Source organism: Bradyrhizobium sp. BEA-2-5, assembly GCF_032918025.1.
In the GTDB taxonomy this organism is placed as follows: Bacteria; Pseudomonadota; Alphaproteobacteria; order Rhizobiales; family Xanthobacteraceae; genus Bradyrhizobium; species Bradyrhizobium pachyrhizi.
Window position 1 is genome coordinate 6,211,077 of the sequence record NZ_CP136629.1, and the last position, 21,908, is coordinate 6,232,984.

Annotated in this window: 15 protein-coding genes and 1 pseudogene; 9 read left to right on the forward strand and 7 right to left on the reverse strand. The window is 63.7% G+C overall.

The window, feature by feature from the left end; genetic code table 11:
* Window positions 1–53: 53 nt before the first annotated feature.
* The 4 genes from RX327_RS29385 to RX327_RS29400 all read right to left on the reverse strand — a co-directional run bounded on the left by RX327_RS29385 (window position 54) and on the right by RX327_RS29400 (window position 6,372).
* Entirely contained in the window at window positions 54–1,250 is a 1,197-nt protein-coding gene (locus RX327_RS29385) for an ABC transporter substrate-binding protein (RefSeq protein WP_167350382.1), read from the reverse strand.
* A 252-nt stretch (window positions 1,251–1,502) separates the two neighbouring features.
* Window positions 1,503–3,047 (reverse strand): SpoVR family protein, encoded by a 1,545-nt coding sequence (locus tag RX327_RS29390; protein WP_317247897.1) that lies wholly within the window; start codon window positions 3,045–3,047, stop codon window positions 1,503–1,505.
* Between the two features lie 4 nt (window positions 3,048–3,051).
* The gene (locus tag RX327_RS29395) at window positions 3,052–4,320 is read right to left on the reverse strand and encodes a YeaH/YhbH family protein (protein WP_317251349.1); all 1,269 of its coding nucleotides are present in this window, start codon (window positions 4,318–4,320) and stop codon (window positions 3,052–3,054) included.
* 108 nt (window positions 4,321–4,428) lie between these two features.
* Window positions 4,429–6,372, reverse strand: a complete 1,944-nt coding sequence (locus RX327_RS29400) for a PrkA family serine protein kinase (protein WP_317247898.1) — start codon at window positions 6,370–6,372, stop codon at window positions 4,429–4,431.
* Between the two features lie 498 nt (window positions 6,373–6,870).
* Here RX327_RS29400 and RX327_RS29405 point away from each other — a divergent pair, with 498 nt between their 5' ends.
* From RX327_RS29405 to RX327_RS29440, 8 genes are all read left to right on the forward strand, one after another.
* The gene (locus RX327_RS29405) at window positions 6,871–7,479 is read left to right on the forward strand and encodes a hypothetical protein (RefSeq protein ID WP_050383277.1); all 609 of its coding nucleotides are present in this window, start codon (window positions 6,871–6,873) and stop codon (window positions 7,477–7,479) included.
* 54 nt (window positions 7,480–7,533) lie between these two features.
* On the forward strand, window positions 7,534–7,977 hold the full coding sequence (locus RX327_RS29410; protein WP_050383247.1) for a DsrE family protein: 444 nt from the start codon (window positions 7,534–7,536) through the stop codon (window positions 7,975–7,977).
* Between the two features lie 217 nt (window positions 7,978–8,194).
* Window positions 8,195–11,041, forward strand: coding sequence for a bifunctional transaldolase/phosoglucose isomerase (locus tag RX327_RS29415; RefSeq protein WP_317247899.1), 2,847 nt, complete (start codon window positions 8,195–8,197; stop codon window positions 11,039–11,041).
* A 12-nt stretch (window positions 11,042–11,053) separates the two neighbouring features.
* The gene (gene gnd / locus RX327_RS29420) at window positions 11,054–12,037 is read left to right on the forward strand and encodes a phosphogluconate dehydrogenase (NAD(+)-dependent, decarboxylating) (RefSeq protein ID WP_317247900.1); all 984 of its coding nucleotides are present in this window, start codon (window positions 11,054–11,056) and stop codon (window positions 12,035–12,037) included.
* Window positions 12,038–12,065: 28 nt separating this feature from the next.
* A complete protein-coding gene (gene zwf, locus RX327_RS29425; RefSeq protein ID WP_317247901.1) occupies window positions 12,066–13,559 on the forward strand; it encodes a glucose-6-phosphate dehydrogenase in 1,494 nt (497 codons plus the stop codon).
* Window position 13,560: 1 nt separating this feature from the next.
* Entirely contained in the window at window positions 13,561–14,319 is a 759-nt protein-coding gene (gene pgl / locus RX327_RS29430; protein ID WP_317247902.1) for a 6-phosphogluconolactonase, read from the forward strand.
* Window positions 14,306–14,830 carry a gluconokinase gene (locus RX327_RS29435; RefSeq protein ID WP_317247903.1) on the forward strand — a complete coding sequence of 175 codons (525 nt, stop codon included), beginning with the start codon at window positions 14,306–14,308 and terminating at the stop codon, window positions 14,828–14,830. The genes pgl and RX327_RS29435 overlap by 14 nt, the downstream gene beginning before the upstream one ends.
* Window positions 14,827–15,630, forward strand: a complete 804-nt coding sequence (locus RX327_RS29440) for a Cof-type HAD-IIB family hydrolase (protein WP_317247904.1) — start codon at window positions 14,827–14,829, stop codon at window positions 15,628–15,630. Before RX327_RS29435 ends, RX327_RS29440 begins: the two co-directional genes overlap by 4 nt.
* A 176-nt stretch (window positions 15,631–15,806) precedes the next feature.
* On the opposite strand, the gene RX327_RS29445 is transcribed toward RX327_RS29440, so the two are convergent.
* On the reverse strand, window positions 15,807–16,778 hold the full coding sequence (locus RX327_RS29445) for a LysR family transcriptional regulator (RefSeq protein WP_050383255.1): 972 nt from the start codon (window positions 16,776–16,778) through the stop codon (window positions 15,807–15,809).
* Between the two features lie 85 nt (window positions 16,779–16,863).
* On the opposite strand from RX327_RS29445, the gene RX327_RS29450 reads away from it, so the two are divergent.
* Window positions 16,864–17,802 (forward strand): MBL fold metallo-hydrolase, encoded by a 939-nt coding sequence (locus RX327_RS29450; RefSeq protein ID WP_050383278.1) that lies wholly within the window; start codon window positions 16,864–16,866, stop codon window positions 17,800–17,802.
* 238 nt (window positions 17,803–18,040) lie between these two features.
* Here RX327_RS29450 and RX327_RS29455 read toward each other — a convergent pair.
* Window positions 18,041–19,845 (reverse strand): annotated as a pseudogene (locus RX327_RS29455) (glycoside hydrolase family 15 protein).
* Between the two features lie 18 nt (window positions 19,846–19,863).
* Window positions 19,864–21,810 (reverse strand): 4-alpha-glucanotransferase, encoded by a 1,947-nt coding sequence (gene malQ, locus RX327_RS29460; protein WP_317247906.1) that lies wholly within the window; start codon window positions 21,808–21,810, stop codon window positions 19,864–19,866.
* Window positions 21,811–21,908 lie beyond the last annotated feature (98 nt).

The window sequence follows — 21,908 nt, forward strand, 5'->3', positions numbered from 1 at the left end:
CCGCGGCGTATGGGTCCCCGCTTTCGCAGGGACGACAGCGGAGTTGGTGACGGCTACTTGTCGCTCAAGACGTCGCCGAACAGCGCCCAGGACTTGCCGTCGAACCGCGCCATCTGGATTTGCCGGATCGGCGTCACATTGTCGGGCTCGGTCTGCACCTTGATGCCGGGCAACAGCATCGGCAGCTCGAGCGCCTTCAGATTGGTCGCCTGCTTGATGATGTTGGCACGGCTGTAGTCGCCGTTGCAGTTCTTCAGCACCGCCGTCATGACCTGCGCCACCGTGTAGCCCTGCACGTTGAAGAGGTCGCCGGGGCTCGCATTCGGCTGGTACTTCTTCATCCAGTCCGCAAACTCCTTCTGCGCGGGATCGTTGGCCCAGCGCGGATCGGTCGGATCCTTCAGATAGAGCCCGGTCACGACGCCGATGACGTTCTCGAGACCGGCCGGTTCAAGCACCGCGGAGACGGAATTGGAGACGGTCGGCAGGATCGTCAGCGGCTTCCAGCCCATGCTGGCCGCCTTGCGCAGCGCCTGGGCCGCAAATTTCGGCGTCGCCTCCGCGAAGAAGACGTCCGCACCGGACTCGCGCATCGTCACCATCTGGGAATCGATGGTGGGATCGGTCGTGAGATACGTGGTCTCGGCGACGATCTGGCCGACATGCTCGCCGAGCCCGTCCTTGAACCCCCTCAGATAGTCCTTGCCGGCGTCCTCGTTCGGCGTGATGACGGCGATCTTCGCATCCGGCTTGGTCTTCAGGATGTATTTTGCGTAGAGCCGGCCTTCGAGCTCGTAGGTCGGATTGAAACCGACCGTCCACGGGAACTGCTTTGGATCGTTCCAGCGCGTCGCGCCGGAGGACACGAACAGCTGCGGCACGCGCTTGATGTTGAGGTACTTCTGCACCGAGATGTTCGGCGCGGTGCCGACCGCGCTGAAGACCGCGAGCACCTCATCCTGTTCGACGAGCTTGCGGGTCTGCTCGACGGTCTTCGACGGCGAATAGGCGTCGTCGAGACTCTCGAAGTCGATCTTGCGGCCGTTGATGCCGCCCTGATCGTTGAGCATCTGGAAATACGCGGCTTCGGCACGCGCGATGGTGCCGTAGGCCGACGCCGGGCCGCTATAGGGCGCGGTGTTTCCTATTTTGATCGCGGTGTCGGCTGCCACGGACGGCGAGATCAACGAGGCCGTGAGGGCGGTGAAGGCGAGAAAGCCCGCCAGGCGGGAGCGAGTTGACAAGAGCATATCCTTTTCTTGGTTTTCTTGACGCGGTGCACATTATCCATCGCGTCCGGGCAGGCAATCACCAAGAACGTCCCGCGAGATTTCCGCATGCCGGCAATCGCGTTCGCGCATAGAACGCCATGCGCTTTCAAAGTCGGAATGTTGCCGTGATGTTCATGATGTGAGCCTTCGATAGACATGAAGGTTCACCGAGCAAGACTCGCATTCCGCGCGGCGGTGCGCGCCGCGCTCATGTCAGCGAGAGCGTGATCCTCAGGCCGCGACCGCAGCCGCGCGCGGGCTGACGACGTATTCCTTCAGCACCTTGTCGGTGCCGTCGATCTCGGTCAGCGCGACGTCGTAGGACCACAGATCGGCGAGGTGTTGCAGCACGCGCCGCGCGTCGGTCTCGTTGAGCTGCGCGCCCTTCACGGTGGTGTGGCGCAGCATCAGGCGACGATCGCCGTCGAGATCGACGTCGACCACCTCGATGTTGGCGTCGATGAAGCCGACATCGTGCTGCCGCGCCAGCTCGCGGCGGACGCGGCGGAAACCGCGCTCGTCATGGATGGCATCGACCTTGATCCCCTGGCTTTCCGCGGGGTCGTCGTGCAGGTGGAACATGCGGAAGCGCCGGATCAGCGCCGGGCTGAGGAACTGATTGATGAAGCTCTCGTCGCGGTAATTGGCCCAGACGTCGCGCAGCACGCCCATGACGTCGCCCTTGCCGGCGATGTCCGGGAACCATTCGCGGTCCTCGTCTTCCGGCCTGGTGACGATGCGCTCGATGTCCTGCATCACGGCAAAACCGAGCGCATAGGGGTTGAAGCCCGAGAAGCGCGGGTCGTCGAACTCGGGCTGGAACACCACGTTGGTGTGCGATCCCAGGAATTCGAGGAAGTTGCCGTCGGTGATGCGGCCCTGCTCGTGCAGCCTGGTCATGATGCGATAGTGGACGTAGGTCGCCGTCCCCTCGTTCATCACCTTGGTCTGGCTCTGCGGATAGAAATATTGCGCGATGTGGCGGACGATGCGCAAGAGCTCGCGCTGCCAGGGCGCCAGCCGCGGCGCGCTCTTCTCCAGGAAATAGAGCAGGTTCTCCTGCGGCAGGCCGAGCAGCGCGCGGCGGCGCTCGGCCGTGAGCGTAGCCTTGCTCTTGGCCTTGGTGTTCGGCACCGTCCGCCACAAATCGTTGAACACGCTTTCCTCGTGCTGCCGGCGCTCGCCTGCCCGCTTCTCCTCGGCGCGCAGATCGAGCTTCTTCTTGCCGGGATAGCGGTCGATGCCGTGCGACATCAGCGCGTGCGCGGCATCGAGCGTGCGCTCGACCTCGATGCGGCCGTAGCGGTCCTCGCACTGCATGACGTAGTTCTTGGCGAAGTCGAGATAATCCAGGATGCCGTCGGCATCGGTCCACTGCTTGAACAGATAATTGTTCTTGAAGAAATGGTTGTGGCCGAAGGCCGCGTGCGCGATCACCAGCGTCTGCATCGTCGCCGTGTTCTCCTCCATCAGATAGGAGATGCAGGGCGAGGAGTTGATCACGATCTCATAGGCGAGCCCCATCAGGCCCTTGCGATAGGACGCCTCATGGAAAGCAAAGTGCTTGCCGAACGACCAGTGCTTGTAGAACAAGGGCATGCCGACCGAGGAATAGGCGTCCAGCATCTGCTCGGCCGTGATGACCTCGATCTGGTTCGGATAGACGTCGAGCCCGAGATCGGTGCGCGCGATTTTCTCGCAGGCGTCGTGGACGCGCTGCAAGGTGTGGAAATCCCAATCGGCGCCTTCGAACAATCGTTCCCCGGAAGAACCCATCACGCTACACCCTTTCCTGCTTGCTGCGGCGCTTGAACAGGTCCTGGAACACCGGGAAGATCTCGCCGCGCTCGCTCACCTTGCGCATCGACAGCGGCGCGCCCTCGTTGCGCAGACGCTCATAGAGCGTCCAGAGCGAGGAGTCCGGCATGTCGAAGGTGTAGTTGGCGGCTTCCCCGACCTCGAGATAGGCAAAGAACTGGCAGACCGGCAGGATCTTCTCGGTCAGCAGGTGACCGGTCAGCGCGCTGTCCGAGGTCATGTTGTCGCCGTCCGAGGCCTGGGCGGCGTAGATGTTCCAGTCGGCCGGACGGAAGCGGGTGCGGACGATATCGTTCATCGCGACGAGCGCGCTGGAGACCAGCGTGCCGCCCGAAGCCGGGCCGTAGAAGAAGGTCTGCTCGTCCACCTCCTCGGCGCGGTCGGTGTGGCGGATGAAGACGATCTCGACATGCTTGTAGCGGCGCTTCAGGAACACGTAGAGCAGCATGTAGAAGCGCTTTGCCAGATCCTTCATGTGCTCGGACATCGAGCCGGAGACGTCCATCAGGCAGAACATCACGGCCTGCGCGACGGGCTTCGGCACCGTCTCGAAGCGCCGGTAGCGGATGTCGAGCGGATCGATGAAGGGAATGCGCTTGGACTTCGCCTTCAGCCTTTCCAGCAGCGCCAGCAGCTCGCGGCGCCTCGCATCGTCGTCGCATTCCGCAAGCTCCGCCTCGAGCGCCTCGATGTCGTCCTTGCGCGGCCGGCGCAGTGCCACGCGCCGCGCAAGCGCCCGGTTCACCGTCCGGCTTACCGAGATGTTGGCGGGCGAGCCCGACATGGTGTAGCCGGCGCGCTGGATGCCCTCGCTCTCGGTCTGCGCGATCTTGCGCTTGGCGAGATCCGGAAGCTCGAGGTCGTCGAGGAAGAGATCGACGAACTCGTCCCGGCTGAGCACGAAGCGGAAGGCGTCCTCGCTGTCGCCTTCGCCGGGACCGGAGTCCTTGGCACTGCCCTGGCCGGAGCGCTGCAGATAGTCGCCTTCGACGAACTTCTTGTTGCCGGGCAGGACCATGTCCCGCGTTCCGCCTTCACGGCGGAAGCGCGGCTCGTGCATGCCGTCGAGCGGAATCGTGACCTCACCACCCTCCAGGACGTCCTTGATGTCGCGTTCCTGCGAGGTCTTCTTGACGGCGCCCTGCACCAGCGCCTTGGCGCGCCGCAGGAAGCGCTGGCGGTTCTCCAGGCTCTTGCTACCCGGATTCAACCGCCGATCGACGATATGCATGACCACGTTGCATCTGCCTCACCGGATGCGATCATGACAGTCGCATCGCATTTTATTGGACAGGACGAGACGAAACGGAAAGCCGGTGCCGGCTTTCCGGATCGCGCATTAACCGGCCTGCTTCACGCGCATGTACCATTCGACGAGACGGCGAACCTGACGCTCGGTGTAGCCGCGCTCCACCATGCGTGCCACGAACTCGCCGTGCTTCTTCTCCGTCTCGCCGTCCTTCTTCGACCCGAAGGAGATGACCGGAAGCAGGTCCTCGACCTGGGAGAATATCCGCTTTTCGATCACATCGCGAATCTTCTCATAGGAGGTCCAGGTCGGATTCTTGCCGCCGTTCTGGGCCCGCGACCGTAACGAGAATTTGACGACCTCGTTGCGGAAGTCCTTGGGGTTGGCGATCCCCGCCGGCTTCTCGATTTTCGTCAGCTCCTGGTTCAAAAGCTCGCGATCGAGCAGCTGGCCGGTGTCGGGATCCTTGAAGTCCTGGTCCTCGATCCAGGCGTCGGCATAGTCGACGTAGCGATCGAACAGGTTCTGGCCATAATCCGAGTAGGATTCGAGATAGGCCTTCTGGATCTCGTTACCGATGAACTCGGCATAACGCGGTGCCAGATCCGCCTTGATGAATTCGAGATAGCGCTTCTCGACCTCCTCGGGCAGCTGCTCGCGGCGGATCGCCTGCTCGAGCACATACATCAGATGCACCGCGTCGGCACCGACTTCGGTAGTGTCGTGGTTGAAGGTCGCGGCCAGGATCTTGAAGGCGAAGCGGGTGGAGACGCCGTCCATGCCCTCATCGACGCCGGCGGCATCGCGATATTCCTGGACGCTGCGCGCCTTCGGATCGGATTCCTTCAGGCTTTCACCGTCATAGACCCGCATCTTGGCGTAGATCGTGGAGTTTTCATGCTTGCGCAGCCGCGACATCACCGAGAACCGCGCCAGCGTCTCCAGGGTCGAGGGTGCGCAGGGCGCAGCCGCGAGCTCGGAGCCCTGGATCAGCTTCTCGTAGATCTTCTGCTCCTCGGTGACGCGCAGGCAGTACGGCACCTTGATGACGCAGATGCGGTCGATGAAGGCTTCGTTGTTCTTGTTGGCCTTGAAGCTCGCCCACTCCGCTTCGTTGGAGTGCGCCAGGATCACGCCGGTGAACGGGATCGCGCCGATGTTCTCGGTGCCGATGTAGTTGCCTTCCTGCGTTGCGGTCAGCAGCGGGTGCAGCATCTTGATCGGCGCCTTGAACATCTCGACGAACTCGAGCACGCCCTGGTTGGCGCGGTTGAGGCCGCCGGAATAGCTGTAGGCGTCGGGATCGTTCTGGGCGTAGGTCTCGAGCTTGCGGATGTCGACCTTGCCGACCAGCGAGGAGATGTCCTGGTTGTTCTCGTCACCGGGCTCGGTCTTGGCGATCGCGACCTGACGCAGCCGCGACGGCTGGATTTTTGCGACCCGGAACTGGGAAATGTCGCCGCCGAAGGCCTCGAGCCGCTTGTAGCACCACGGGCTCATCAGGCCGGTGAGACGACGGCGCGGAATGCCGTACTTCTCTTCCAGCATCGGGCCGAGCTGATCGGGATCGAACAGGCTGAGCGGGCTTTCGAACACGGGCGAGAGTTCGTCGCCGGCCTTGAGCACGTAGATCGGATGCACTTCCATCAGCGACTTCAGCCGCTCGGCGAGCGAGGACTTGCCGCCGCCGACCGGGCCGAGCAGATAAAGGATCTGCTTGCGCTCCTCCAGGCCCTGCGCCGCATGACGGAAGAAACCGACGATGCGCTCGATCGTTTCCTCCATGCCGTAGAAGCCGGCGAAGGCCGGATAGGTGCGGATCGTGCGGTTCAAAAAAATACGGCCAAGGCGTGGGTCCTTGGCCGTGTCAATCGTCTGGGGCTCACCGATCGCCGCTAATAACCGCTCGGCCGCATTTGCATATCGCATGGGATCGCTTCGACACGATTCCAGATATTCCGCCATCGACATGTCGTGCTGGCTTCTCGCCTCGAACGACCGAGCGAAAGCGTTGAATAAAGAATCGTTGTACATGATCCCTCTCCCCACGATATGTATCGCCGCACGACTGACACGAGTCGTAACAAGAGCGTCCTAGGATCGAATCAGCGTCGGCACGCTGGGTCCATTGGACACTCGACCGACTCAGTTCGGCAATGCACGGCGCGTGCAGCCTCTGCCTTATCAACAGGCAGGAAGCTTAATGGTTCATCAATATCCCCTTGTTTTTGGTGGCTGTAACCCCTTCGCCACATCCGTGGTTTACCGGGGCCCAGGCCTCCGAAGCGGACATCCGAGCAGGGCAACTTCCCCGTCCGGCGATGAACGTTGGCTTCCCTGAAAAAGTGTGACCGTTCAGTCGTGGCGTCAAGATGCACGCGACACAGACTCGCATGAACAAACGTTCAGCCGCCGTTGAACGTGCCTCCGTGTCGCCGCGACTAAGGCAACGAGCCCGCGCAGTTCCGCGCGGCACCATTGCCGCGCTTTAAAGATGACACCTTGGAGGCGCTGGCTATTCCCGAGCCGGTCATGAAGCAGGCGCTCCTTGTTGTCGCACTCGCAGCCGCCGCCCATGCCGGCGCGCCGTTAACCGTTCAGGCGCAGGAAGGCGTCGGCAAGGCCGCGGCGGCCGCCTTCGACAACAGGATGTTCGCTGGCCCGCCCGGCGTGAAAGCCTATGCCTGCTTTGTGCGGCGCTACGATGCAAATCATCTGGCGCAGCATCCGAAGCAGAAGGTCAGCGCGATGACGCTTCTGGTGTCAGCGGAAGACGACAAGGCCACCAACTATTCATTCCGGCTCGGCGTCGCGTATCGCCACCGCCCTGGCAATTTCGACTCCAGCGGCTACTGCAATCATGCCATCGCGGCCGAATCCGGCCACGAAATACGCTTCGAATGCGGCGTGGATTGCGAGGGCGGCGGTATCACCGTGGCGTTGTCCAAGGACAATAAATCCGCGATTGCGCGCCTTGGCCGCATCATGGTGTGGAATCGCAACAAGCCCGACGACGATGCGGGCGAAGCGCTGTTCGCCGGCGCCGACGACAAGACCTTTCGCGTCGATCGCCCGGCCTTGAGCGAATACGCCGAACTTGTGACCGACCGCAAGGAACTCGCTGCGCTCCGCCACAAATGACAGGTTTGCCCAAAGGGACAACACTGGATCAACAATAATTGCGCGAGAGACGCCATGCACCGACGCAGCATCCTCTGGGGCACGCTTTCAGCGATCGGCGCCGTCTTGGCGGCGTCCCGGGCCGGCGCCGCCGCCGAAGCACCGCCGCAAAAGCTGAAGGTGGTCTATCACCTCGATGACCTCGACAAGGTCAATTTCGTGATCGGCAACATCCAGAACCATCTCGACGGCGTCGGCGGCCCCGGCAATGTGACGATTGCGCTGGTGGTGCGGCCGGGCGCTGAAGGCGTTTCATTCAGCAGCCGCCAATCCGAGCTGTCAAAACATGTCGCGCGGTTCACCAGGGATGGGATCGAGTTCGCCGCCTGCGGCAACACCATGAAATCGCAGAACATCGGCCTCGCCGACTTGCTCCCCGGCTTCGTCGCCGCCGAGCGCGGCGGGGTGGTCCGCCTCGCCGAGCTGCAATCCCAGGGTTACCTCTACCTGCGCCCCTGACGCGCGGTCCTGCGCCGCAACACGTCATAAAAATGTGCTGAGATGGGGGTCTGCTCGCACCTGCGTCCGAGGGGATCGAACTGTTGTGAGTGGCGTTATCCCTTGGAAATGCTGATATTCCGCCCGGGGCTCCCGCCATGTTGACAATCCCCCTCCGCCCCCGAAAGCTGCCCGGGAACCCAAAAATCGACCCTCGATCGAACGAGAACAGACACCCATGAATCCCGTCAAAGAACTGGAAAAGCACGGACAAGCGGTCTGGCTGGACTTCCTGGCCCGTGGCTTCATCGCCAAGGGTGACCTGAAGCGGCTGATCGACACCGACGGCGTCAAGGGCGTCACCTCCAATCCGTCGATCTTCGAGAAGGCGATCGGCAGCTCCGACGAATACGATGCCCCGATCGGCAAGGCGCTGAAGCGCGGCGACCGGAACGTGGCCGACCTGTTCGAGGCCGTCGCGGTCGAGGACATCCAGAACGCCGCCGATGTGCTCCGCCCGGTCTATGACCGCCTCAAGGGCGGCGACGGCTATGTCAGCCTGGAAGTCTCGCCCTATCTCGCGATGGACACCAAGGGCACGATCGCGGAAGCCGAACGGCTCTGGAAGGACGTCGGTCGCAAGAACCTGATGGTGAAGGTGCCGGCAACGCCGGAGGGCCTGCCGGCGATCGAGCAGCTGATCGGCGACGGCATCAGCATCAACATCACGCTGCTGTTCTCCCAGAAGGTCTATCGCCAGGTCGCCGAGGCCTATCTCAAGGGCCTGGAGAAATACGTCGGCAAGGGCGGTGACCCCTCGCATGTCGCGAGCGTGGCAAGCTTCTTCGTCAGCCGCATCGACTCGGTGGTCGACAAGCAGCTCGACGAGAAGATCGCGCGCGCCAACGATCCATCCGAGAAGGAACGGCTCGCCGCGCTCAAGGGCAAGGTCGCGATCGCCAATGCCAAGCTCGCCTATCAGGACTACAAGCGCCTCTTCTCGGGTCCCCGCTGGGAGAAGCTCGCCGCCAAGGGCGCCAAGCCGCAGCGCATGCTGTGGGCCTCCACCGGCACCAAGAACAAGGACTACAGCGACGTCCTCTATGTCGAGGAGCTGATCGGTCCCAACACCATCAACACCGTGCCGCCGGCGACACTGGATGCGTTCCGCGACCATGGCAAGCCGCGCGACAGCCTGGAAGAGAACGTCGAGGACGCAAGGCGCGTGCTGGAGGAGCTGGAGCGCTCCGGCATCTCGCTCGAGGCGATCACCGAGGAGCTGGTCAAGGACGGCGTCAAGCTGTTCGCGGATGCCGCCGACAAGCTCTACGGCGCCGTCGCGCACAAGCGCGCGACCTCGCTCGGCGGCGGCATCGACCGCCAGAAGCTCGCGCTCGGCGCCACCATCGAGAAGGCGGTCGAGAAGAGCACCGAGGAATGGCGCGCCTCCGCCCGGATCCGAAGGCTCTGGCACAAGGACAAGTCGGTCTGGACCGGTGCGGACGAGGACAAATGGCTGGGCTGGCTCGACAGCGCGGCCAAGGCCGACATTGCCGATTACGAGGACTATGCCGGCCGCGTGAAGGGCCAGAAATTCTCCGATGCCGTCGTGCTCGGCATGGGCGGATCGAGCCTGGGGCCCGAGGTGCTGGCCGAGACCTTCCCGCACCGGCCCGGCTTCCCGAAGCTGCATGTGCTGGATTCCACCGATCCGGCGCAGGTGCGGGCGATGGAGGCGAAGATCGACATCGCCAACACCGTGTTCATCGTCTCCAGCAAATCCGGCGGCACCACAGAGCCGAACGCGATGAAGGACTATTTCTTCGATCGGGTGGCGAACGCGATCGGCAAGGACAAGACCGGCCATCGCTTCATCGCGGTCACCGATCCCGGCTCGTCGCTGGAGAAGGCGGCGAAGAAGCTGAGCTATGCCCGCATCTTCCATGGCGAGCCCTCGATCGGCGGCCGCTATTCGGTGCTATCGCCCTTCGGCCTCGTGCCGGCGGCGGCTGCCGGCATCGACGTCCGCAGCCTGCTCGGTCATACGCTCGCCATGGTGCGCTCCTGCGGTGCCGACGTGCCGCCAGCTGAGAACCCGGGCGTGCAGCTTGGCCTCGCCATGGGCCTCGCAGGCCTCGAGGGCCGCGACAAGGTGACGATCCTGGCGTCGAAGAAGATCGCCGATTTCGGCGCCTGGGCCGAGCAGCTCATCGCGGAGTCCACCGGCAAGGAAGGCAAGGGCCTGATCCCGATCGAGGGTGAGCCGCTCGGCGATCCCAGCGTCTATGGCAACGACCGGTTCTTCATCGATCTGCGCACCGATAGCGAGAACGACGCCGCGCATGAGGCCAAACTCGCGGCGCTCGAGGCCGCCGGCCATCCCGTCGTGCGCATCGTCATGAAGTCGATCGAGCATCTCGGCCAGGAGTTCTTCCGCTTCGAGATGGCGACGGCGGTCGCCGGCGCGATCCTCGGCATCAATCCGTTCGACCAGCCGGACGTGGAAGCGGCCAAGATCAAGACCCGCGAGCTCACCGCCGCGTTCGAGAAGACCGGCGCGCTGCCGGAAGAGCAGCCGGTGGTGTCGGCGGACGGGGTCGATCTCTACACCGACGCCCAGAACGCCGAAGAGCTGCGCAAGGCCGGTGCGAACGGCGATCTCAACTCCTGGATCAAGGCGCACCTCTCGCGCTCCGGCCGCGGCGACTATGTCGCCCTGCTCGCCTATATCGAGCGCGACGGCGACACCATCGACGCCATGCAGGCGATGCGGCTGAAGGTACGCGACGCAAGACACCTTGCGACCTGCGCCGAGTTCGGACCGCGCTTCCTGCACTCCACCGGGCAGGCCTACAAGGGTGGCCCCGACAGCGGCGTGTTCCTCCAGATCACGGCGGACGATGCCAGGGATCTGCCGGTGCCGGGGCAGAAGGCCAGCTTTGGCGTCATCAAGGCGGCGCAGGCACGCGGCGATTTCGACGTGCTCACCGAGCGCGGCCGGCGTGCGCTGCGTGTGCACCTGAAGGGCGATCTCAGCTCCGGGCTCGCGGCGCTCGATGCCGCGATCTCGGCTGCACTGAACTGACGGAGGCGAGGCATGCAACTCGGCATGATCGGCCTCGGCCGGATGGGCGGCAACATCGTTCGCCGCCTGATGACCCAGGGCCACACCACCGTGGTCTACGACAAGGATCCGAAGGCCGTCGCGGCGCTCGTCGCCGACAAAGCGACCGGGTCCTCGTCGCTGGAGGATTTCGTCCTCAAGCTGGAGGCGCCGCGCACCGCCTGGGTGATGCTGCCGGCCGGCAAGATCACCGAAGCCACCATCGAGGCGCTGTCGAAGCTGATGCAGGAGGGCGACGTCATCATCGACGGCGGCAACACCTTCTGGCAGGACGACGTCCGCCGCGGCAAGGCATTGAAGGCGCGCGGCATCCACTATGTCGACGTCGGCACCTCCGGCGGCGTCTGGGGGCTCGACCGCGGTTACTGCATGATGATCGGCGGCGAGAAGCAGGTGGTCGACCGGCTCGATCCGATCTTCGCCGCGCTCGCGCCCGGCGCCGGCGACATTCCGCGCACCGAGGGACGCGAGGGCCGCGATCCCCGCATCGAGCTGGGCTACATCCATGCCGGCCCCGTCGGCGCCGGCCACTTCGTCAAGATGATCCACAACGGCATCGAATACGGCCTGATGCAGGCCTATGCCGAAGGCTTCGACATTCTCAAGAATGCCAATATCGAGGCCTTGCCGGCGGATCACCGCTACGATTTCGATCTCGCCGACATCGCCGAAGTGTGGCGGCGCGGCAGCGTGATTCCGTCCTGGCTGCTCGACCTGACCGCGTCAGCGCTGGCGCAGAACCACACGCTCGACAAATATTCAGGCTTCGTCGAGGATTCCGGCGAAGGCCGCTGGACTGTGAATGCTGCGATCGACGAGGCGGTGCCGGCCGAAGTCTTGACCGCGGCGCTCTACACACGTTTCCGTTCCCGCAAGGAACACACATTCGCCGAAAAAATTCTCTCTGCGATGCGTGCAGGGTTCGGCGGCCACAAGGAGCCGCCGAAAAAGGCATAAAAGCTCGAAGAGAACCGCGGAAGGTCACGTGCAGAAGAAACCCGACCCTTGCTCCTTCATCATTTTCGGCGCCACCGGTGATCTGACGCACCGGCTGGTCATCCCGGCGCTCTACAATCTCGCTGCCGGCAATCTGCTGCCGGACAAATTCTGCGTCGTCGGCATCGCCCGCAAGGGCATGTCGAGCGACCAGATGAAGGACAGCCTGATGCAGGGGCTGCGCAAATTCGCGACCCGGCCGCTCGATGAGGCGGTCGTCACGCGGCTGTTCGAATGCGTCACCTCGATCGAGGCCGATCCGGGCGATCCGCCCTCCTTCGATGCCATGAACGAACGGCTCGACAAGCTCGAGACGGCGCGCGGCACCGGAGGCAACCGGCTGTTCTATCTCGCGACCCCGCCGCGAGCGTTCCTGCCGATCAGCCAGCAGCTCGGGCGCACCGGCATGCTGAAGGAGAACGGCGCCTGGCGGCGGCTGGTGATCGAGAAGCCGTTCGGCACCGATCTCGCCTCGGCCCGCGCGCTCAACGCCGAGCTCCTGAAGATCATGGACGAACACCAGATCTACCGGATCGATCACTATCTCGGCAAGGAGACGGTGCAGAACATCCTGGTGCTGCGCTTCGCCAACGGCATGTTCGAGCCGATCTGGAATCGCAATCACATCGACCACATCCAGATCACGGTGGAGGAAAAGCTCGGCGTCGGCCATCGCGGCGGCTTCTATGACGCCACCGGTGCATTGCGCGACATGGTGCCGAACCATCTGTTCCAGCTGATGTCCCTCGTCGCGATGGAGCCGCCGACGCGCTTCGATGCCCATTCGGTCCGCTCGGAGAAGGCCGAGGTGCTCACCGCGATCCAGACCCAGAGCGAACAGGAGGCGCTGCACAATTCGGTGCGCGGCCAGTATCGCGCCGGCCGGATCGGCGATACCGAGATCGAGGACTTTCTCAAGACGCCCGACGTCAAGCCCGGCAGCACCACCGAGACCTATGTCGCGCTCAAGCTGATGATCGACAATTGGCGCTGGGCCGGCGTGCCGTTCTATCTGCGCACGGGCAAGGCGCTGGCGCACAAGCGCACGGAAGTCGCGATCAAGTTCAAGCAGGCGCCGCTCGCGATGTTCCGCGACACGGCGGTCGATCGGCTGTCGCAGAACTACCTCGTCATCTCCACCGCGCCGACCGAGACCATCGAGCTGCAGTTCAACGCCAAGATTCCGGGGCCAAGCATCACCATCGACGGCGTCGAGATGAAGTTCCGCTACGGCGACTACTTCCGCGTCGATCCCTCGACCGGCTACGAGACGCTGATCTACGACTGCATGATCGGCGACAATATCCTGTTCCAGCGCGCCGACGGCGTCGAGGCCGGCTGGCAGGCGGTGCAGCCGTTCCTGGACGCCTGGACAAGCGCCGGCGGCCGCGGCCTGCAACCCTACAAAGCCGGCAGCGAAGGCCCGGAGGCCGCCAACGCGCTGCTGACGCGCGACGGCCGCAGCTGGCGGAAGCTGGGCTGACATGACCGCGAGCCGCGAGCGCCAGATCATCACGGTCGCCGATCCGGCGGCACTGGCGCAGGCGGCCGCCGAGCGGGTGATCGCCCGGATCGCTGAGAACCCTGGCCGGATCGCGGTGTGCCTCACCGGCGGCTCCAGCCCCAAGGCGCTCTATCAGCTGCTGGCGACGCCCGACTATCGCCAGAGGATTCCGTGGGACCGCATCGACTGGTTCATCGGCGACGAGCGCCTGGTGCCGCGCAACAACAAGCTGCACAACATGAGCATGGCGCGCCAGGCCTTCCTCGACCGCTGCGCGCCGGCCGCCAATGTCCATCCGATCGCGACCGACACCGCCGATCTCAGGGATCCCGACGTCAGCGCGGCGCTGTACGAGAATGAGCTGATGGCATTCTACGGCGCCGAACAGCTCGATCCGAAGCGGCCGCTGTTCGACCTGGTGCTGATGGGCATCGGACCCGACGGCCATACCGCCTCGCTGTTTCCCGGTTATCCCGCGGTCGAGGAAACCCGGCGCTGGGTGGTCGGCGTGCCCAAGGCCAATGTCGAGCCGTTCGTGCCGCGCGTCTCGCTGACCCTGCCCGCCCTCGCCTCGTGCCGCGAGATGCTGTTCGAGGTGGCGGGCGAGAACAAGCGCGCGATCTTGACGCGCCTCTTCGCAGGCGAGAACCTGCCGGCAAACCGCGCGCGATCGCTGGGCGAGACCGTCTGGCTGGTCGACCAGGCCGCGCTTCCGGAGGAAATTCGTGGGCCGCGCTGAAGCACCTTGTGCATTGATCGTGATGGGCGTGTCGGGTTCGGGCAAGAGCACCATCGCTGACCGCCTGGCGATCAGGATCGGCTGGCGCTTCGAGGACGGCGACAGTTTTCATCCGCCAAGCAATGTCGCCAAGATGCATTCCGGCCAGCCGCTCACCGACGAGGATCGCTGGCCCTGGCTGCGCGCGATCGCCGACGAGATAGACCGCACCTGCGGCGTCCGCGAACGCGCCGTCATCGCCTGCTCCGCGCTGAAGCGTGCCTATCGCGACATCCTGGTGCATGGCCGCGACGATATCCGCATCGTCTTCCTCGACGGCTCGCAGGAGCTGATCGCCACGCGGCTCGGCGCGCGCAAGGGCCATTTCATGCCGCCGGGGCTGCTCGCCAGCCAGTTCAAGACGCTGGAGCCACCGACCCTGGAGGAACGCCCGATCACGGTTGCGATCGACCGTCCGGTCGAAACCATTGTCGAAGACATCGTCACTCAACTGAAGCTGGACCGCCCATGACCCGCATCGCCCTTGTCGTATCCGATGTCGACGGTACGCTGCTCACCAAGGACAAGACCTTGACCGACGGCGCTAGGGCGGCGGTGCGCAGGCTGCACGAGGCCGGAATCGGCTTCACCATCGTCTCCAGCCGGCCGACGATCGGGATGGGCTTTCTGGTTGCGCCGCTCGCGATCACGCAGCCGATCGGCGCCTTCAACGGCTCTTCGATCGTCGATCCGCAGCTCAAGCCCCTCGAGCAGCATTTGATCCCGGCCACAGTCGCAAAACGCTGCATCGACATGCTGCGCGAGCGCGACGTCGACATCTGGCTGTTCACCAATGACCGCTGGCTGACGCGGAATCCTGACGGCGAATACACCGCGCACGAGCAGCACACGATCAAGCATGATCCGACTATCGTCGGTGATTTTGCGCCCTATCTCGATCAGGCCTGCAAGATCGTCGGCGCGAGCTCGGATGCGGCCCTGCTGCAACGCTGCGAGGCGGAGATGCAGCAGTTGGTCGGCCGTGATGCCACCGCGGTGCGCTCGCAGACCTACTATCTCGACATCACCCCGCCCGGGTTCGACAAGGGCACCTTCGTCGAGGCCATGGCAAAGCGCCTCGGCGTGCCGCTGGAGCATGTCGCCACGATCGGCGACATGCAGAACGATCTGCCGATGTTTGCCAGAAGCGGCGTCTCCATCGCGATGGGCAATGCCAGCGATGACGTGAAGGCGCGCGCCACCCATGTCACCGAGACCAACGAGCACGACGGTTTCGCGCGCGCGATGGACACGGTGTTGCAGCTTCGCTGAAACATTCGGACGATCGCCCCACCCGTGATCGAGCGCGGGCCGCAGCGTGATCGCCGTTACAGTCCGCTACATCCGATCGCGTCACACTGAACAAGTTTCCTGCAAACCTGGTCCGGCCGGCATATCGTAGCCACTCCTTCCTGAATCTCTCGCCCGAACGTTTAGGGTGAGCCTTCCTATTTCCTGGCTTTCTTTGGGATTATTGGTGTCGCCATTCGGAGCTTCTGCGCGCCTTGGCGCTTTCTCAGATCAGCAAACTCTTGGCGAAGCAGGTCCAAGACGGTTCTGACCTTGGGCAGATCCGCCATGCGCTTGTGGCAGATGATCGTGAGTTCCGCGCGTAGCGAGGTTGGAAGCACGAGCTCCAGCTCTACGAGTTCGCCTGGTCGTTTGAGCCGATGGGAGGTCTTCAGAAGGATCATCGCGCCGACACCGGCTTGGCAGGCCGCGACCTGCACGCTGTAATCGTCAGACGCAAAGGCGGGACGAAAATTCGGAATCCTGGCAGCGAACTCCGGATTGGGGCTCACCATCTCGAGTGCTCCGGCCCATGAGATCCAATCGAGGTCACGCAAATCATATTTCGCAGGCAGTCTCCGTGCGTAGTCCCTGCTCGCGTAGGCGCCGATCGGAACGACAACTTCGTCGACCGTGACGAGATCGGGGTCATCCGAAGGATATCTCCTGAGCGCGATATCTGCTTCGCCGCGCGAGAGGTTCAGCCGTTCAGTGCTGGCGAGAACTTCGAGAGTGATCTGTGGATGTCCTCTCTTGAGCTTTTCCGCCATTGGAGCCAGGAAATCAAAGGCGAACGATGGAGCCGCCGTGATGCGCACGCGGCCGCTCACGGGCGAGTTCTTCGCATCGAGTGCGCGAGTAGCTTCAGTCGCCCATTGCGCCATGCCTTGGGCTGCCGGAAGCAGCCTTGCCCCGGCTTTCGTCAAGGTGATGCCCTGGTTCTTGCGGACGAAAAGCGGCTCGCCGAGCGAGTATTCCATCTCTGCAATCCGCCGACTCAAAGTGGGTTGGCTCGCCTTGAGGCGACGCGCCGCTGCGCTCAAACTCCCGGCGTCGGCTACGGCGAGAAAGATCCGCAAGTCGTCCCATTGAAGGTCCAAATTCGCTCTCCCTGGCTCGTGTCCGGCCATTCATTTCTGTATGGCCATATAGGAATTTAGACAATTGCTATTCTCACTGTCCACGGCAAAAAGCGGCAGCAGAAAGAGGAAGATCATGCTCCGTAAAATAGGACAGTGTTTCATTGGTTCGCTTGCCGTCATCGCGCTTTCCGCGTGCGCACAGACGTCCCATCCATCGACGTCTGCCAGCCTCGGTAAGCCGGTCAGATCATCGGTTATGGAGGCGTTGATAGACAAGCCGGGACCGATCGAGGTCAAGACAATCGCCAGCGCAGATTGGGTCGCCGATCTATCCGGGCTGATCAACCTGAAGGACCCCCAAGCCATTCAAGCGGGCCTCAAAGATCACGAGGAGCCGATCCAGATCTACACACATCTCGTGCGGCATCCGACGCAGGGATTCTATATGGTCGATACCGGCGTTTCGAAGCGGTTTGTCGAGGACCCCAAGAGCTTGGGAGTTGGATGGGTTGTGCGTAACTTCGCCAAGCTCGACAAGATGCAAGTCCGGGAAGACACCTTATCGGCCATCAAATCGGAAGCGGCTCCCCTCAAAGGGGTGCTCATGACCCATCTTCATCTCGATCACATCTCCGGGATGTCAGACATCCCAAAAGATGTGCCGTTTTACACAGGTCCCGGAGAAGCTGCGGAGAAGAAGATCGAGAACTTCTTTGTCGAGGGGATGGAAGATGTCTTCTTTGAAGGCAGACCCGCGATTCAAGAGTTTCAGTTCACTGGGGATCCGGATGGGAAGTTCGAAGGCGTAATCGACGTCTTCGGTGACGGTTCGTTGTTTGCAATCCTGACCCCCGGACATACTGCTGGCCATGTCTCGTATCTTGCTCGCACTCCGTCCGGTCCAGTGCTCCTCACCGGCGACGCTTGCCATACCCGCTGGGGCTGGGAGCACGGTGTCGAACCTGGCAGCTTTACATACGACCGGGAAGAGGAGCGGAAGAGTTTACTTGCGTTGAAGGCCCTGAGTGAACGTCATCCGCAGATGATTGTGAAGTTAGGTCATCAGCCTTGAGTGCTTTACATGTCGTGAGCCACGCCAATGTGCGGCGCTTGCACGATTTCGGAATATTGGAAATGTACCCCTGAGTTGCCCGACGTGTCAAGCGGCCTTGTCGCACGCCGGCAGCCGCCGGCTCCTTTGCATGGGGTTGTTTTCGATATTTTGGCCGCACGCGGCTGCGGCGGCCTGCAAGCAGGAGAGAGGGAGGCAGCATCGCCGTGGCCGCAGGTTCAATTTCACTTCATCGCGCTTAAGTCGAACGCTGCACCGCAGGCTTCTCGGCGTCGGCCCTGGCAGCGCTGAGATTTTGCGCCGTGTTGATCAGCGCGATGTGGGTCAGCGCCTGCGGGAAGTTGCCGGTCTGGCGACCGGCGCCGGAATCGAACTCCTCGGCCAACAGTCCGAGATCGTTGGCGACCGCGACCACGCGGTCGAACAGGCGCTGCGCCTTGTCGAGATCGCCTGACAGCACATAGGCATCGGCGAGCCACAGGCTGCAGGCCAGGAACGCGCCTTCGAGGGCTGGTCCGCCGGCAGCTCGCGCGGATCATGCCGCAGCACGAAGCCGTCGCGCATCAGGTGCCGCTCGACCGCTTCGATCGTGCCACGGATGCGCGGGTCGCCCGGCGGCAGGAAGCCGACCGACGGCAGCAGCAGCAGGCTGGCGTCGAGCAGCTTTGAGCCATAGCTCTCGACGAAACTGTTGAGCTCAGGGTCGAAGCCCCGTTGGCAGATGTCGCGATGGATGGCCTCGCGCAGCACCCGCCATTTGACCAGCGGCCCCTTGAAGCCGAACCGCTCCGCGCTCTTGATGGCGCGGTCGAAGGCGACCCAGCACATCACCTTGGAGAACACGTAGTGTCTGGGAGTGCCGCGCCGCTCCCAGATGCCGTGATCGGGCCGGTCCCAGACCTCGGCCAGATGATTGAGCACGGCGCATTCCAGCGCCCAGGTCTCGTCGTCGAGCTGGAGCTTGGCCATGCGCGACTGGTGAAAGGCATCGATCAACTCGCCATAGACGTCGAGCTGGAGCTGCGCGTGCGCGGCGTTGCCGACCCGCACGGGCTGGGCGCCCTCGTAGCCGTCGAGCCAGCCCGCCTCCCATTCCAAGAGCCGCCGCTGCCCCCAGATGCCGTACATGATCTGCATGTTCGCCGGCGAACCCGCGGCTGCGCGCAGCAGCCAATTGTGCCAGGCCAAGGCTTCCTCGGTGTAGCCCGAGTTCATCAGTGCCAGCAGCGTGAAGGTGGCGTCGCGCAGCCAGCAGAAGCGGTAGTCCCAGTTCCTGCTGCCTCCGAGCTTTTCCGGCAAGGAGGTGGTGGGTGCCGCGACGATGCCGCCGGTCGGGGCGAAGGTCAGCGCCTTCAGCGTGATCAGCGAGCGCATCACGAGGGCGCGCTGATAGCTGCCGTCATAGGTCGAACGGCTGCACCATTCCCGCCAATATTCCTCGGTGTCCTTCAGCGCAGCCTCAGGGTCGATCGGCTCCGGCACCGGGTGATAGGACGGTCCATAGGTCAGGACGAACGGCACGGTGTCGCCCTCGCCGACCTCGAAATCGGCGAACGTGGTCAGATCCTTGCCGCGGGTTTCGACCGGCGTGCGCAGCACGGTCATGTCCTGCCCGCTGATCGCCAGAAGTCCGTCGCCATCCGGATTCTTTCGCACCCAGGGGACATCGACGCCGAAGCCGAAGCGGATCACCAGCTCCATGTGCATCTTGACGCGGCCGCTGATGCCGCGAACGAGGCGGACCACATCGGAGGCCTTGCCGCGCGGCGGCATGAAGTCGATCAGCGCGACGGTGCCGCCTTCCGCCTCGAACCGGGTCTCCAGGATCAGCGTATCGTCCCAGTAGCGCCGCGAGGTCTGCTTGATCTCGCCAGCGGGTGCCAGCAGCCAGCGGCCATTCCTCGACGTGCCGAGCAGCGCCGCAAAGCAGGCGTCGGAATCGAAGGCAGGCCAGCACAGCCAGTCGATCGAGCCGTTGCGCCCGACCAGCGCCGCGGTCTCGCAATCGCCGATCAGCGCATAGTCCTCGATACGAGAGGCCACGCGCTGCGCTCCGCGTTGTCAGGTGTGCGAGCGCTCGCGGGTCGCGTGCTTGAGGGCGTCGACGTCGATTGCCGACGCGAGATGCTCGATCGAGACCGGGAGCCGCTGCTTCCAGTTCGGATGCTCGTAGACGGTGCCGGGAATGTTCGGCTGCTCGACAATGCCGAGCAGGTCCTCCATCGACACCGCCATCATCCGCGACCGCGTCCGCGCCAGGAAGCTCGCCACCGAATAGAAATCGTTCGCGTGGATGTCGTGCCGGCGCAGCACGTCGTCGAGCTGGCCGAGCGCGCGCCAGCGCCCCTCGTCGGTCTCGCCGGGATCGATCCCGAGCGCACGCTTGGTCTTGAGGTCGCTGAACGAGCGCCAGCCCGCATAGGTCGAGAGGTCGTGGGTGTTGAAGGTCACCAGCGCATTCGGCAGATAGTAGTCGGCGTTGCGGAAGACGCCCTGGTCGTCGGTCTCGAACATCATCACGAGATAGGACCAGATGCCCCAGCCGTTCATCTGCTCGCGGAACCCGGGAGGTACAGTGCCGAGGTCCTCGCCGATCACGACGCAGCGGCTCGCCACGCTCTCCTGCGCGGTCGCCGCCAGCAGCGCCTCGAACGGCATCTGCACATAGGCGCCGTTGTCGGGCTTGAAGCCGCGTGGCACCAGATAAAGCCGTTTCAGGCCGAGCACGTGATCGAGCCTGATGGCGCCGGCATGGCGCATCGACGCGCGCAGCATCTGCCTGAACGGCTCGAACGAGCGCTGTTCAAGACCCCCGGCGTTGAAGCCGGCGAGACCCCAGTCCTGGCCGATGGTGTTGAGCACGTCGGGCGGCGCGCCGACGGCGAGATGCCGGGAAATCGCCGTCTGCTCGTTCCAGGCATCGAAGCCGTTGGACTGCACGCCGACGGCAACATCGAGATAAAGCCCGACCCGCATGCCGAGCTTGTGCGCAAGCGCCTGGCAGGCGCCGAGTTGACGGTCCGCGGTCCATTGCACGAATTCGACGAATTCGACCTCAGCGGCAGAGTCGCGCGAGCGGCGCAATCTGGCACAAGCTGCATCGCTCGGCTGCCGCCATTCGTCCGGCCATTCCCACCACGGCGTGTTGAATTTGTGCCGCATCACCTCGAAGCAGGCGAAGCGCGACAGCAGCGTGCCCTGCTCGTTGCGATAGGCCTCGAAGTCCTGCCAGCGGCCGAGGCCGGGATTGGCCTTGAAGGCCGAGAACGCCGCGCGCAGCGCGGGCCATTTCTGCGCCGCGACGCCGACATAGTCGACCATGTCGTGGCTGCGGAGCGGTGCCAGCGCGGCCTTGGTCTCGGCATCGACACGGAATTCGGGAATCGCCTCGACGTCGATATAGAGCGGGTTGAGGAAAAGCCGGCTGTTCGGCGAATAGGGGCTGCAATCGGCCGGGTGGTCGTCGAACAGGACATGCAGCGGATTGAGCCCGACGCCGTCGGCCCCGAGCCGGTGGGCCAATTCGAGCAGGTGCTGCAGGTCGGTGAAGTCACCGATGCCCCAGTTGCGCGCTGACCGCACGCCGTAGAGCTGCACCGCGATCACCCAGCAGCGGTCGAACTCGCCGCCGAAGGCGCCCTGCGGCGCCACCAGCAGCGGCAGCTCCTCGCTGCCAGATGCGTCGGACAGCTGCAACCGGTGCACGCCTTCGGGCAGACCCGACGGCCACGTCACACTTCGCTCACGCGCCTCGCCCTGCGCGAGCACCCCGGCGCCATTCGCAAGCTTCCATTGCACCGGAAGCCGGGCAGCTTCCGAGAGCTGCGTTTGCGCAGCCTGGCCGCCTCTGACCACCACGGGATCGGCGATGATCCGACGGGGCGCCTGCGGCGGCAGCGCGTCGAGGATCGCCGTGAGCGCCTCGGGGGTTGTCACACGGCGGTGACCGCTGCCATCGATATACTCGGTCTGGATTCCCAGGGTTTGGGCTTTGGCGTAAAGGTCCATTCGGCACGCTGCCTGCTCGCAACGGTTGGTGGATCGTTGCTAAATTGTACAGATACGGGAAAGGGATAGTTGATGTTCAACGCTCTACCCTATCCGGC